Consider the following 14,481-nt stretch of genomic DNA (forward strand, 5'->3'; position numbering starts at 1 on the left):
ATTAAATATCCCGTGAAACATAAGAACTTATAATAGTATTAAGTTTTCTATAGCATTCATCAGTAGGATGAATACTTTTATCAACAATAAATTTTTCAATATTTAAAAAATCTGTTGATACATCAATAGTTACACTCTGATATCTTTTGACTAAATCTGTATAATTCCAAATTGGATGCGAATAAGCACCATTACCATTAATAAATTTATTATCTAACTTATTTAAGGATTCTCTACCATAAAGACACCAGAAAATAAATTTAACTTTCTTTAATAGCTGGTATTGATCAAGTCTATTTAAACCAATTCTAAATGACTCTATATCATTTTCATTAGATATACTTTCTGGCTCAATAAACCTACCATCATGAATATTAGAAAAAGTAGTCACATTACCAATACGAAAATCTGGTACAAATAAAATCACATTATCAAACCAATCAACCCACCATTTAATTAAATTCTCAGATTGATTACTCATTAACGACATAGCAGGTATAGGTAACAAATAAAAATCATCAACATCAAGTTTACTCTCAAGCCATTTTTTATGCCATATTTGAATATGAGATGGCCCTACAACACACGTATTAATTTTATTTAAACAATAATCTCCCCTTATAGTATTCAAATAAAATTTATTTTTAGATAAATTTTTTAAATCCTCAGAAATAACTTTCTCAATTAGTTCATTATTATTTATATAATTAATAATACCTTTAAAATTTTTTATTATCTGAGAAAAATCATACTTCCACCATTTTTTAATTAAGAGTTGTTCAATTATATCTTCTTCAAATCTAAAACCAATAATAGTTGCTGGCGAACCAGCAACTATTGAATAAGGTGGAACATCTTCATCAACATAACTATTTGGATATATAATCGCCCCATCACCAATAACCACACCTTCAGTAATTACAGAATTCTGCCCTACTACAACATCACTACCAATAAAAGAAATTTTATCTTTTTCATAAAAGAATCTATTAGTCTTAATCAGTGAGTAGTAACTATCTTTAAAATTATTATTGATTGTGTCTCCATAAATAAAAGGATGATTACTCAAAGCACTTCTATACTTTTTTCTACCTATATAACAATTTCTCTCTATTATGGTAAATCTACCAATATACGCATTATTACATATAGCACTAAAATCTATTTGTGAATAAGCCCCTAAATAAAATCTACCATTTAATTTTCCTCTGATAACAGCACACTCTTCTACAAATCCCTCTCCAGAAAAGTTTTTATCAGAATATTGTAAACCATATTTACTCTGAAGATCTTGAAAAATTTCATTATTCATAACCATTTTTTAAGTCCTTTCCCAACCAAACGCGCAGCGATCGATGAACTATCTTCAAAAAATGCTTTTGGATTCCGATGCAATTTTTCCAATTTTGATGCGCTTAATAAGCCCATTTCATTAGCTTTTTCAGCAACCATTTCTAACATTCTTACCGTATATTTATCTGAACTAGAATCTGATGGAGCACACAAACTTAATAAATCAGCTCCTTCTTTCCAGATTGGTGATTCACCTAAAATATTTTCCACAACTGCTCTATGAGAACGACCACTGTAATAGTTTTCAAATAAAACTCCTTTAAATATTTCTACATCAATAATTGCTGGTTCTTTAAGAAATTGAATATAAGGATTTATTAATTCCATTCCATTAAAGTCATACTCTATAATCTTAGACCCTAATAAATTTAATACATCACGTAAAAAATCTAAACTACCTTTATGAATTTCCCTAATCATTTCTATTCTATTTTCTTCACCTATAAGTGGTAACTTTATAGGGATATAATTTTTTCCATCATAGCTCATCTTCACAAATGAGCCTTGGTCATTAAGAAATAACATTTCAAACATTAATATAAAACGTACATACGGATGATCTGTATTTTTATGATTAAGCATTTCTGCTAAATAGCCCTTACCCCATATATTATTTTTTGATAAATCTTTAATACCATCATAGGTAACAAAATAATAACCATTTATCAAATTATTAGAATTATTACATAAATTCATAATTGATTTTTGCATGGTTCCATTATGACCAATATCTACAATTGCTTTCTTTGTTTCTGCTTTAAACAATCCTTGATCATTATAATATTTAACTAAAATTTCTCTTTCAACCTTAGCACTATCTAAAATTAAATCAGAAATTTCAGATATAAACTCCTTAAGAATTTTATTATCTTCTTTGAATCGCACACGATGTTTAATATTATCTTTGAATCCATATTTTTGGTAAATTTCGTTATTAATAATATTTCCTTTAATACCAAATCTTTGCTCGAGCAATAAACCTATAGGCATTGGTGTAAAATTCACATCCAGAAGATCAATAATATGCTCTTTAGAGGTAATTGCAGGAATATTAACACCTCGTCTAGATCCATATAAATATGAAAAAGTAGGTAGATCGTCAATATATTCTTTAAATAAATCACAAGCTTTATTTACTATATCTCCATCCCTAGATAAAAAATAAAGGTGATCTATATTATCTTTTTTACTTGTTTCAATAAGCCATTTTGAAAAACCTAAAAGTATAGGCCCAAAGAAAGCATAACCAAAATTATAAAAATTACCATTTACATAACTCGGACTCTGTAAAGTTAAAGGATTATCACTAATTTTATTAGCAATAAGTCCCTGAAAAATAGATCTTATAAGCACTGAATTATGTTTAATTTGCTTCCCTAATAAAGATTTTTTTTCAAAATTTTTAACTGTTGAATCTAAATGTAATGTTGAAATTTCATATTTATTAGCATTGACGATATCGACAGCATGGTTATCGCCTATATGTAAAATTTTAGATGGTTTTGAATTTAGTTTTTTTAATAAATAAGGATATACATTACCAGTAGCTTTTAGAAGTCCATGTTGTGAAGATACAAATAAGAGGTCATATCCTTTTATACCATTCATAGATAAAACTTGTTCAATAAATGCTTTTTCAAAGAAGGTATCTGAAGTAATAATTACTTTTTTACCTAATCTTTTAGCCTCATTAAATAAATCTACAGCTATTTTCCTAGGTCTTAAAATCTTTTTTTCTGTTTCTAATTCTAAATTATAGAGTGCTATTACTTGCTCATTAGATAAATCATAATTACGTCCTAAAGCCACATATCGCGCAAATAAAGGCACTTCTTCACCAATATGCTCTTCTGGATGAACAAATTTTTTAGCTTCAAGTCTAATTTTACGAAAGTCAGATAAATTACTTGATATTTTATCAACTTCTGGCTGCATATAAATAAACATATCATCTGGCTTAGCAAATGGCCTCACAAGAAGAGTATCAAATATATCAAAACTAATAATATCGTGCTTCTTAATTTGATCAACTAATTTATTTTTAACATTTTTTTCATCTATTCGTTCAATCTGAATTTTCTTTTTAACTTTATTTTCCAATAAAGTCTCTTTACCGTTACGAATCTTTTGAACAATATTATCTACAGCATTCAACTGCTTTCTTATCATTTCTACTTTATCTATTGTTCCATAACTCCAATAAAATGCGAGCATATCTCTAAGCTTGTCTTTCCCATCAAGATAAGCAAGTTTAGGAGCTTCTTTAGTTTGAACAACGGGATTAAGAACATTTGACCAAAAATGAGGCGAAATAAACTCTTGATAAACAGAAATATAGTTATTTATCGAATATTCAGCATTTAAGTGAAAAATTGGCTTGAATAAAAATTTTGTTTTTTTGTTAAATGCTTTAGCTTCATGTACAACTGAACTTGATACCGAAAATACATAACGTAAATTATCTGAAGCAAGCATATTATAAATTGGCCAATCAACGATCTCTACAAATGGTAAACTTTTCAAATATTTAATAATGTCTTCATCTCCAGATTTTACATATGGATGACGCGAATAATAAATTTTACTATATAGTTTACCAGCAGTTTCAAACTCATCTTTGAAATCTAAAACTGTTAACATTTTGCCATTCTTACATATTGCTTTGTCCAATAAAGTTTGACCAACAAATAATGCTGAATTTGGTGCAATATTTAGCTCATTCCTTTTAAAACCTTTATAAGTTTGAATTTTTAATCTATCAGCATATAAACCATATAAATTACTATCTAAATTATATTCTTTCAATTTCTCGAAAATTTCAGTATTATTACTCGAAAAACCAAATAAAATATCATCCATAAATCTGATTGGATGCAACCATATATCTATATAAATTATATTTGCTTGAGTAAGTATTCTTCTTGTTTGTTCAGATAATTCATAACCTACTATTAAATTACCCTCACCAAGAAAATCCTTAAGATAACCTATTGAATCACTAGAAATTTTTTTAGAATCAAAATAAAATTGCAACTCATTTACATCTAACTGAATATTGGACTTATCAAAGAATTTAATTCTACTAAAATAATCTTCTTTAGTTAATGAACTTATAAACTTAATTGGCTGTTCATTTAAAACTTGTGATATAGGTCTTCTTAAAAGATCCCAAAACCAACGTAGATTATTAAATTGCTCTTTTTCTTTAGTCATTAAGAAATCTGAGGAGATATAAACTTTCATATAAATAAACCTATAACCTTTTTACAAATCTAATGTAACTTTAGCCGCTATCACAATTCGATAGGGAGTCTATGTATTCCTACTGTCAGCTCGACTACGTTAGTTTGAGCTTTTGATCTCACCAATATATCCATCTTTAACCCACCTAACCAACATGTTGATTTTCATTTAGATTTTCCAAATGAAACAGAGTAAATTTTGTCCAAAATTTATTGACAAAATTCTTTATTCAGCTCTATAATATTAATGTTCAATATGCACATTTAAAACTTTAACCTTAGTTTTTCATAAATTAATTGAACATATCTCTTTAAAAAAGTAGATATATCATATCTACTTTTTATCCATATTAAATTTCGTCTTACAAATCCAACGCAACTTTAGCTGCTATCGCAATCTGATAGAGAATCTGTGTGATTCCACGTGTTAACTCAACACCCTTGGTTTGTACTTTAGGTAAAACCAAAATTTCATCTCCTCGCTGAATTCTATAACGGCTACTGACTAACTCAGACTCGCCATTTTGATGAATTACAACAAGCTTGGATTTATTAGATTTTTGAGTATAACCGCCCACCTGTTCAATATAAGACTTGGCTGACATATCAGGTTGCCAAATTACACCATTTGGAAATGTAACCTCACCATGAACCATAATAACGGATGTTTTTTCAGGAATATTTAAAATATCTCCATTTTCCAAGATAACATCATCAAAGTCTTTGGCATTTAAGACCACTTGTCCTTTTGGCTCAATCAGACGTGCTTTAGCAATAAACTGCTTAACCAGCTCTGCATCTTTAACCCTTAAATTCGCTTCTTCCTGAGTGGTGGAGCGTACTGAAAAAGTTGCCTCTTCAAGCTTGTCTAGAGAAACATTTAGCATTTCTTTTTGTCGCTTTGCGACCGATGGGCGAAAGAGCTGTAAAGCTTTTATTTCAGAAAGAACATTAGGCTGGATTTGCTTTAATACTTCAGAGAGCTTGGAACCATAAGGTAAAACAACAGCGTGCGCCCCATTGTGTGCACCTTCAATCCGTACTTGAATTGTTCCCGCATAACGATCAGCAGTAACTGTTAGAACATCACCGTCTTCAATTACAACATTATTTGCGGCCGAAAGCGGATAGTATTCACTACGATACTCACTTCCCTGACGGCGCATGATACTGACATTCGTAGCCCCAGGTTTCAACTTCGCCACAGATAAAGCCTGTGCAACAGTGACTTCTGGCATATTAAACTCAAAATCATAGGCATTAAAGACTTCCCCTCCTACAGAGAAAGTATGGCTTCGAGGTGCAACTACAATCACATCACCATCCTTAAAACTAAATGGTTGTAATTTCCCTGCGATTAAAAAGTCATATAAATTCACATACTGTTTAAGTTGACCATTCCGCATAATTCGAATATCAACATAACTTCCACGTTGTGCATCTACACCGCCAGCCCGATCCAGATAGGCCAATACACTGTCATTGGCGACACCACCATAGGAACCTGGCTGATTTACGAAGCCAGTCACCATCACCTTGACAGGTTGTGACTGTACCAATGCTGCATATACTCCAACGTTTGCAACATAGATTTTACGTACGTAACGTTCAATTAATGACTGCAAACCTCCATTGGTTGTGCCTGCAACTTTTACTGGACCCACATTTGGAATAAAAATATTGCCTTGAGGGTCAACCGTTAAGGTTCCTGCAAACTGATATGCTCCCCACAAACGCAGATTAATATTATCGCCAGGGTTGAGTACATAACTGTCATTAAAAGTTGAACCTGCCGTACTTGCAAAAGCACCTTTAAACAATTGCTCACCAAACATTCTTGTTGGGGTTGAATATTTTTGGGAATTACTTGGTGAAAGACTGACAACAGATTGGCTAGGTAAAATTGTATTATCGGTATTTTCCGCAGGTTGGTTGATATTAGTAGCTAAATCCTGAGGTAATAAACTATTGGTCTCTATTGCAAAGCTGTTGATTGAATAGAACGCAAGCATACTGGTTAATACTATTTTTTTCATTTTATTACTCCTTATGCTCACGAATAATTGAATAAATCAACATGGCGATTCCAAATAAAATATTTAATACTAGGAAATATGTGGCAATCAAATATAACGTACGTGGATAGAGAGCATCTTGTGCCAATTCTGGCGTCGAAACCACAACCAGTTTCTTTAATTTACGTGATGCTTCCAAACGAGCTTTCTCAAGTGAAGCCAAAGACAGTTTATAAAGGTCAGTCGAAAACTCAACATTAGCTTTAAGGGCCTCAAAATCAGCCACACTTTTATTGAGTTTGCTGGTATTCGGTGAAGTCAATTTCGCTTTTTCGTCATTAACTTGTTTTTGTACAGACTCGATTTGACTACGTATTGCAACCACTTGTGGTGCTTCTGGATTAAGGTAGCTTAATAAGGTTCTCTCTTCAGTACGGAGTTGGGCCAGATTTGACTCCAAGCCTGCGACCAACGTGGCAATGGCCTGTGCCTGTGCCTGTGGATCATACATTTGATTATTATTTTGATACTCAAGTAAGGTATCACGGGCATCAGCTAATTGTTTTTTAGAATCGTTGAGTTGATTTTCCGCGAACTTAAGCTGTTCTTCAGCGATTTGTTGAGACAAACCATTAATAAAAGTTTCACTGCTTTTTAAAATTTCCTGATTAAGCAGCAATGCAAAATTTGGAGTAAAACCCTGAGACGATATGGTCATCATCATGGTTTTTTCATCCAAGTCAACTTTGACTCTTTGATTAAAATATTTGACTAAATCCTCAACGGAGGCATCTGAGTTTAATCCAAAAACTGGATCATTATGTGCAATAAATGCTTTACGCAAACTCAACTTCTTATCAAGCTGTTCAACCATATTTCGTGAATTGATATACGCAGTCAAGATATGCGCGTCTTCGCTACTGGTATTACTGACCCCTAAAAGTGTACTTAATCCACTTGAGGCAGACACATCTGAAACCTCGCCCACTTGTTTAACCAACAAAGTAGATTGGGATACAAAGCGTTCCTGAGCAAAAAAGCAAAGATACCCAATAATCAGTAATAGAGGTAAAATGACGATGACAATATAGCTAATTGCCAAGCCTTTATTTGTTATTGACCGCATATGCTTTATATACCTCTATTGCTTGTGCAACATCTTCAAAATATTCAGCTTGACCATCACGCATTAAAAAAGCCACGTCACAATTCCGCGTTAAATCATTTAAATCGTGAGATACCATAATGATGTTTGATTTCTGCTTTAATTCATCCAGTAAAGCCTGACTTTTTTTCCTGAAATTGGCATCACCAACGGCCCCTGCCTCATCCAGCAAATAATAGTCAAAATTAAATGCCATACTGAGCCCAAAACCAATTCGCCCGCGCATACCAGATGAATAGCTCTTGATTGGCATATCGAAATACTTTCCAATATCTGCAAATGACTCAACGAAATCAATCACCTGATCAACTTCATCCTCACTACTAAGATAGAGCCTTGCAACAAAACGTACATTTTGCCGAGCTGTTAAACTTCCTTGAAAACCACCAGACAATGCTACTGGCCATGAAATGGTTTTATTGGTAATGACCTTACCACTATCAGCAAAATCTATGCCACCTATAATTCTTAATAAGGTACTTTTACCTGCACCATTTTTCCCAAGAATCGCAATACTTTTATTTTCAGGTAAAATTGCATTTAGATCCTTGAAGACATAATGTCGCCCTTTCGGAGTGACATAGGATTTAGTTAAGCCACGAAGTTCTATCATTTTGACTTCACCATACGTTGCTCAAATCGGGTATAAAGTAATAAGCCTAATAGCAATGACCCCAAGAGCCATATCATGACATACCCTAGAGAAACACCTGAAACAAGAGGATAATTCGGAGCAACAGCATGACGCATCAATTCAAAAATATGTATTAATGGATTCCAAAGCAAATACCCCTGATATTCGACTGGAATGACATGAATTGTATAAATAACGCCTGATAATAAATATAAAATAAAAAAGAATGTAGAGATAAACTTATTAATTTCTGGTGAGATATCACCAACCACTAGGAAAATCAGCCCCATACTGGTGGTTAAGATAAAGAGTAAGAACCAATATCCCAATAATTGAGGAATAGCATCAATACTGATGTGATATCCAAACCAAAGTAAGACCAGACTAAAAAATAGATAGGCTGTAAAATGCAATAGAAGTTCCAGGAAACTACGGGCGAGCAAGGCATCAATTGGTTTTACAGGTTTATAACTAAATAGTCCTTTATTCGCTGATATAGCATTTAAAGATTGTGTCGAAATTTGTCTAAACATAAAAAATGGCAGAATGCCATTGACCAGAAAAACTTCATAATCTATGCCAGGCGTTGTACGAGAACTTATACTTCCAAACAATATCAGCATAAACCCAATATGCAGAGCAGGTTCTAAGAGTATCCAAAAGTAGCCAAGACGGTACTGACCAAAACGTGTTTGTAGTTCACGCAAGAAAAGTGCACGAATTGCAGCATACATCACCTTTAGTCCACCACGGGACTTAAGCCGTGGTAGTGCCCTTAAACTGGTCGATTGCTCATCCATCTTCCCCCCTGAGGCGCATACTTTGTTCAATATGCCTTATAATATTTGCAAGCGAAGCTTAAAGTATTTTTTTAATAATTTAAAGTTTCAAAATGTTCAATATCACACATTACAAGAAAGTTCATCTATTAAAAAATGATACGAATACAACACGTATTAAACTAGTATAGTAGAATACCCGATCACAAATTTTTTTTAAACAACTACATTTCAATGGGTTATAAATTTAAAAATCAATTCCCCACCCTATAGCAGGGAATGAAAAGAATGTATTTATTTGTTAATTCAACAACAATTCACGTAATTAATTTTACTCATCTTCGTCGTAAATATAACTCATACACCCCCAACCATCATATTCACCATCAAACTCTTGGGCAATACGTGTGATCCACTCTTCCAAATCTTCAATATCTGCATATTCTGGGATCATATTAACATGGATGTTCAATACCCACAGGTCTGAACCATCTGAGTGTTGTTCTTCCTGATAGAGTGAAATTTTTTGCTCTTGGTGCAAAAGATGCAAGGCACATTTTTCAGCCTGTTCCTGCTTTTCAAAAACAATCGAGAATTCAACCTCATGTGGTTCACCTAGGTCATTCCCATCCTCGACCATTTGCCACAGTACATTGCCATTGTCGTTATCTGGAAATTGGTCATAGTCACGTGTCATATCAGTATCCTTTGTTATGTTTTAAATTGATAATTTGGCTATAGATTAACCTATTTTTATGTCAGTTTTTAGACACGTTAATATAATTATTGTAGTTAAGAAATTACCTATCTGTATAACTCACCCAAAGACAATATAAAGCACCACTTGGTCAAGACAGCGAATCCCATTTTCATAGAGTGGTTTAGGGTAATCTTTAAAGGCATCACGCTCGATATGTAACATGCGAAAACCACATTTCTGGTAAAGTGCCAACTGATCAAGACTGGAGTTGCCTGTTTTCACCCACAAATTTGTGATTTTAAGGTGTTTGGCATTCTCAATAACCTGCTGAATTAATACTTTAGCAAAGCCCTGCTTTTGATATTTTTGATCTACAGCCAGATTCTTAATCTCGGCCCGATCGTTATTTTGCAATAGGCAGAGTTGGGCAATGATATTGTCTTGGTGATTCAAGAGAATAAAGATATTTGCCTGTGATAGATAAGTGGAAACCTGCTCCCAACTTGGGTCTGCCTCCAGTAAAAGTAGCTTTAACTGGTCTTGTTGTGATTTTTGTAATACCATCCATCTTACTTGCTGGATCGAATATATTTCTTTCGTATTCATATGCTTAGAATTCAACATCTAAATATAGTTCAATATCATGCATTTTCAAGGGATGCTGGAATGCCAAATATGCTGCATGTAAAGCCATGCGTTTTAAATAAAAACTGGCTGGATCAGGATGGTAGAGTTTATCTCCCATAATCGGATGACCAATATGCATCATATGGACTCGGAGTTGATGTGACCGCCCTGTAACAGGTTCCAAACGGACTCGACTTTGATCTGTTTCCGTATCATATTCCATCAGCTGAAACAGGGTTTTGGCCTGTTTACCCAGTTCAAAATGTACCATTTGACGCGGACGATTTTCCCAGTCAGTGATCAAGGGAACTTCAACACTGCCCTCAGCCTGAATTTGCCCCTGTACCAAAGCAACATAATATTTTTTAACTGTACGTGCCTGAAACATCTTGCTGACCGCAACCTCAGCATCGCGGTGTTTGGCAAATATCAACAAGCCAGAGGTGGCCATATCTAGGCGATGAGTGACTTTAGCTGTTGGAAATTTTTCCAAAATCCGCAAATAGGCACTGTCCTGATGTTCAGGCAAGCGTCCCATTACCGACAATAATCCAGCAGGCTTATTGACTACCACCAGATCTTCATCTTCATAAATGATTTCAAGCGGTTCCTGCGGTGGCGTATAGATAAAGTCGTTATTTAAGGGCATGGGCAACAGGCAGCCTGAATAAACGCAAATTGGCAAAGATTATAGTTCTGCCAAGGGGTTTAGCAAGAGTTCTTAAGCTTGATGGTTTAAGAACAATTAGGAATTTTTACTGCTCTTGGCTAAATTCTCTTTATACATCTCTTCCAGTATCGCAATTTCACGATTAAGAAAAGCAATCAGGTAGTCTTTTGCCCGTGCCAAACTCAGTTGCCTGAATGAAACCATATCCTTGGTTTTACGTGTTACCAGTCCAAATACATCTTTTTTAGGAATGATTACGGGAATGTCACTCTCTAGCTTAAATTCAAGCTGTTGCGACTTGGCAAAGGCATCCAGCGTAATCGAGAGTGTTTGTCCCGAATAGCCATCAGTGACAATAAAGCTGGTATCTGATCCATTGAGCTGTAGTTGACGAATAAGTTGCTGACGCCATGCCATTTCGTCAAATTTCGTTAAAATAGTCGCTAAATCAAATGCACCCAAATGATCGATTTCATTTCGGTTGACATGATGTGGATAGCGTATTTTAAGCTCAAACTCATTCATTATTGTTCTGACCTATTTCCTGTGATCATCTTTTGGTTTTACCTATTGTTCCAATTATATCATTTTGTTTTTTAATATAAAAACATCGACTTATATTCAAAATAGCAAAGCTTTACGGATTAACCTCACATTTATATTAGATTTTATTGATATGGTTTTTATTATTTAAGTCTGATTGGTCATATTCTATTTCATTAAATTTTTCAGGGTATCAAGGGAAAACATGTTGTTTACTTCAACACCTATAACTTTGTAAGTTATAACCTCTGCCTATAAACTTTTGATCTATAGCGTTCTAAGCCGAATCGAGACCTTTTGGGTAAGTACACACTTGCTTTATAAGCTTCGGTGCATGCTGCTCTTTTCGATCCCTTTCACACCCTTGAGACATAGTTTAGGCAGATTGCTGTGGGATTGTTTTCCTAAAAATTACTATTTTGAGCCAGTCATGAAATAATTTTGCATATCCAGTTTTATAATTGGAATTATTTTCCAAATACAGTATAGATTTACCACTTATCTTCCGATATATCCTGCTTTAGCCGTGTATTTTTTCATTAAAAAACAGATTAGGCCCAAATCACCATAATTGCGGCCACAATCACCAGCCACAAACCCAAATGATCGGTTTTGGCGAGCTTCTCTTTAAAGAAAAATGCTGAAATCAGTAGGCTAAATAATATCTCGACCTGTCCCAAGGTTTTGACAATTGCCACAGTTTGCATACTCATGGCACTAAACCAACCAACTGAGGCGAGAAAACTACAGATGCTCACGCGCAGGGTTAGGCCAAGACGCTGCCAGATTTTATAAAGTGTTTTTCGGCTAAAAATCCCTAGGTAGAGTAAAAGTACAATACACTGAAAGCTGATCAGGCTACAAAGTACCCATCCTGCACGATGCAGGAACGGCAACATGGTCAGTTCCAGACTGGCTTCACGCACCAGTAATGAGGTGATGGCAAAACATAAACCACTCCCCAAACCAATCATTAAGGTTTTAAGTGACAGTTCAGTATGTTGACGACCTTTACTTAGTAGAAAGACTGCCACTGCACCAATCAATACTCCCACCCAGCCCCAGGCTGTTAAATGCTCCTGTAGAAACAAAACACCGACTAAAGCCGCCAAAATGGCTTCACTTTTGGCCAGCCCGACACCAATGGCATAGTTCTTTTGCTGAAATAATTTGACCATTAATGCTGTGGCATAAATCTGGCTAATGCCTGCAATTACCACATAGAACCAGAATTTATGGGAGAAATGAACCTGCGCTGTGACAGGTTGGTGCAGATAGAGAAACGCCAGATAACTAAAGGCAAAGATGGGCGAAAATAGAAATCGAGCCAGCGTCGTTCCATAGACATCAACTGTGGTACTGAGTTGTTTTTGAAATGCGTTGCGCCACGCCTGCATGAAAGCGGCCATGAGGGTAAAGAGAATCCAGGTGATTGCCATAGGCTGAAACGCAAAATCCAAAAGTGGAGGTAATTTACTCTGTTTTAAACTGTTTTTCGATGGTCAATATATCCATTCATTATACTGAGCGCTAAAAATATGTTTCACCTATGATGTTTTTTAAACTAACCAAGCCCATGTTCTCTCCTTGTCTTTAGTAAGCTGACTGATCAAGATTATTTTGTCTTTTTTTCTGTATCCAACGTGCGACCACAATCACTAAAACAATCACCAACACCGTAATCAGCACAGGCATAATAAATGCCAAAATCGACAACTAGACCGAGCCAATCAACTCACTTGTTGCTATTACAAAATTACCCAGTCCACCTGTGGTTGCAGTCGAGACACCACGTGCCGCAACGGTACTCATTTGCACCACGCCTGCCGTGCCGCCGCCAACAATAATCGCAGCCGCCCAAGTCGCAAACTGAGACATTTCCCCGCTACTGACTGCCATTGTGGTCAGTGTTCCAGCAACCACTGCCGCAGGCATGGCGATAGTATCCAAAAGATTATCAACCCAAGGCACATAGTAGGCAGCGATTTCACAGAGGGTGGCAAAGCCAAATGCAGCACACACGGCGGGCAATGCCAACCACTCAAAGCCTTTTGCTGGTTCATACCATCCCATGAGAGTTGCAATACTCATCACCAACAAGGGAACAAAGACACGAAAACCACAGGCTGCACTTAATCCTACACCAATACAAAGTCCTAATATTGTTTCCATCTGGATTTTCCTTATTTTTGCTTGAGGCATATTTCTTGTTATTTCATATTTTAAAGTAACAAAAAAGCCCTATCGAGTGACAGGGCTTTCATCAAAACAGTGGGTAACTGTTTGGTGTTTGCGGCTTAGGCATTCTTACTGTTGAATTGATTGCCAAGGCATTTGGTACACGGAGGTAGACGATCAGTACCAATTTCTAAATAGGTGCGGTGTCCGCATTGAATACAAAAATAGAAGCCTGTTCCAGGTTTTTCGCCAGCAGTTACCATCTTTGTTCTCCATAGATTTTAGAAATGGTACATATACTATAACGTGATAGTCTTGATTATTTATTGACCTTTCTGACGAATGGTAGTGGCTGAAAGGTGAAGAGAGGAACTTATACATTCCTCTCTAAAAATGATTTCATGAAATACGGCACAAATCATATATGAAACATTTCAATAGGAATGTCAGGCATTCTATACAGCATCATCCCCCCAGTTATAAAAAACGTCATATTCATCTGTATATTTACTTATTATATCTTTTATTACTCTAACCTGAATCACGGATAAGCCATAGACTTGAAAAAGAGAAAG

12 protein-coding genes and 1 pseudogene are annotated in these 14,481 nt (G+C 34.9%); all 13 read right to left on the reverse strand.

Going from position 1 to position 14,481, the window contains the following annotated elements:
- Position 1 precedes the first annotated feature (1 nt).
- The 13 genes and pseudogenes from N5J47_RS13870 to N5J47_RS13930 all read right to left on the reverse strand — a co-directional run bounded on the left by N5J47_RS13870 (position 2) and on the right by N5J47_RS13930 (position 14,169).
- Positions 2-1,318: a hypothetical protein gene (locus tag N5J47_RS13870; protein ID WP_279960391.1), complete on the reverse strand. Its 1,317-nt coding sequence runs from the start codon at positions 1,316-1,318 to the stop codon at positions 2-4.
- Positions 1,309-4,596, reverse strand: a complete 3,288-nt coding sequence (locus tag N5J47_RS13875) for an HAD family hydrolase (protein ID WP_279960392.1) — start codon at positions 4,594-4,596, stop codon at positions 1,309-1,311. Before N5J47_RS13875 ends, N5J47_RS13870 begins: the two co-directional genes overlap by 10 nt.
- Positions 4,597-4,957: 361 nt before the next feature.
- Positions 4,958-6,631, reverse strand: coding sequence for a polysaccharide export protein (locus tag N5J47_RS13880; protein ID WP_279960393.1), 1,674 nt, complete (start codon positions 6,629-6,631; stop codon positions 4,958-4,960).
- 4 nt (positions 6,632-6,635) lie between these two features.
- Positions 6,636-7,736 (reverse strand): capsule biosynthesis protein, encoded by a 1,101-nt coding sequence (locus N5J47_RS13885; RefSeq protein ID WP_279960394.1) that lies wholly within the window; start codon positions 7,734-7,736, stop codon positions 6,636-6,638.
- The gene (locus tag N5J47_RS13890; RefSeq protein ID WP_279960395.1) at positions 7,717-8,388 is read right to left on the reverse strand and encodes an ABC transporter ATP-binding protein; all 672 of its coding nucleotides are present in this window, start codon (positions 8,386-8,388) and stop codon (positions 7,717-7,719) included. Before N5J47_RS13890 ends, N5J47_RS13885 begins: the two co-directional genes overlap by 20 nt.
- Complete coding sequence (locus tag N5J47_RS13895; protein WP_279960396.1) at positions 8,385-9,209, reverse strand: ABC transporter permease; 825 nt, start codon at positions 9,207-9,209, stop codon at positions 8,385-8,387. The genes N5J47_RS13890 and N5J47_RS13895 overlap by 4 nt, the downstream gene beginning before the upstream one ends.
- 310 nt (positions 9,210-9,519) lie before the next feature.
- Positions 9,520-9,885 carry a ribonuclease E inhibitor RraB gene (locus N5J47_RS13900; protein ID WP_279960397.1) on the reverse strand — a complete coding sequence of 122 codons (366 nt, stop codon included), beginning with the start codon at positions 9,883-9,885 and terminating at the stop codon, positions 9,520-9,522.
- Between the two features lie 120 nt (positions 9,886-10,005).
- The gene (locus tag N5J47_RS13905) at positions 10,006-10,479 is read right to left on the reverse strand and encodes a GNAT family N-acetyltransferase (protein ID WP_279960405.1); all 474 of its coding nucleotides are present in this window, start codon (positions 10,477-10,479) and stop codon (positions 10,006-10,008) included.
- A gap of 19 nt (positions 10,480-10,498) precedes the next feature.
- Entirely contained in the window at positions 10,499-11,164 is a 666-nt protein-coding gene (locus N5J47_RS13910) for a pseudouridine synthase (protein WP_279960398.1), read from the reverse strand.
- A 96-nt stretch (positions 11,165-11,260) separates the two neighbouring features.
- On the reverse strand, positions 11,261-11,710 hold the full coding sequence (locus N5J47_RS13915; protein WP_279960399.1) for a hypothetical protein: 450 nt from the start codon (positions 11,708-11,710) through the stop codon (positions 11,261-11,263).
- 569 nt (positions 11,711-12,279) lie between these two features.
- Positions 12,280-13,167 (reverse strand): DMT family transporter, encoded by an 888-nt coding sequence (locus tag N5J47_RS13920; RefSeq protein WP_279960400.1) that lies wholly within the window; start codon positions 13,165-13,167, stop codon positions 12,280-12,282.
- 154 nt (positions 13,168-13,321) lie between these two features.
- A pseudogene (locus N5J47_RS13925) lies at positions 13,322-13,900 on the reverse strand (DUF4126 domain-containing protein).
- A 125-nt stretch (positions 13,901-14,025) separates the two neighbouring features.
- On the reverse strand, positions 14,026-14,169 hold the full coding sequence (locus tag N5J47_RS13930; protein ID WP_199949998.1) for a zinc ribbon-containing protein: 144 nt from the start codon (positions 14,167-14,169) through the stop codon (positions 14,026-14,028).
- Between the last annotated feature and the right edge of the window lie 312 nt (positions 14,170-14,481).

The sequence above is a fragment of the Acinetobacter sp. GD03645 genome (assembly GCF_029845285.1).
Lineage (GTDB): Bacteria > Pseudomonadota > Gammaproteobacteria > Pseudomonadales > Moraxellaceae > Acinetobacter > Acinetobacter corruptisaponis.

Excerpts from the sequence above, each read along its gene's own strand:
- N5J47_RS13870 (WP_279960391.1), bottom strand. The coding sequence starts at position 1,318 with ATGGTTATGAATAATGAAATTTTTCAAGATCTTCAGAGTAAATATGGT.
- N5J47_RS13875 (WP_279960392.1), bottom strand. The coding sequence starts at position 4,596 with ATGAAAGTTTATATCTCCTCAGATTTCTTAATGACTAAAGAAAAAGAG.
- N5J47_RS13880 (WP_279960393.1), bottom strand. The coding sequence starts at position 6,631 with ATGAAAAAAATAGTATTAACCAGTATGCTTGCGTTCTATTCAATCAAC.
- N5J47_RS13885 (WP_279960394.1), bottom strand. The coding sequence starts at position 7,736 with ATGCGGTCAATAACAAATAAAGGCTTGGCAATTAGCTATATTGTCATC.
- N5J47_RS13890 (WP_279960395.1), bottom strand. The coding sequence starts at position 8,388 with ATGATAGAACTTCGTGGCTTAACTAAATCCTATGTCACTCCGAAAGGG.
- N5J47_RS13895 (WP_279960396.1), bottom strand. The coding sequence starts at position 9,209 with ATGGATGAGCAATCGACCAGTTTAAGGGCACTACCACGGCTTAAGTCC.
- N5J47_RS13900 (WP_279960397.1), bottom strand. The coding sequence starts at position 9,885 with ATGACACGTGACTATGACCAATTTCCAGATAACGACAATGGCAATGTA.
- N5J47_RS13910 (WP_279960398.1), bottom strand. The coding sequence starts at position 11,164 with ATGCCCTTAAATAACGACTTTATCTATACGCCACCGCAGGAACCGCTT.
- N5J47_RS13915 (WP_279960399.1), bottom strand. The coding sequence starts at position 11,710 with ATGAATGAGTTTGAGCTTAAAATACGCTATCCACATCATGTCAACCGA.
- N5J47_RS13920 (WP_279960400.1), bottom strand. The coding sequence starts at position 13,167 with ATGGCAATCACCTGGATTCTCTTTACCCTCATGGCCGCTTTCATGCAG.
- N5J47_RS13930 (WP_199949998.1), bottom strand. The coding sequence starts at position 14,169 with ATGGTAACTGCTGGCGAAAAACCTGGAACAGGCTTCTATTTTTGTATT.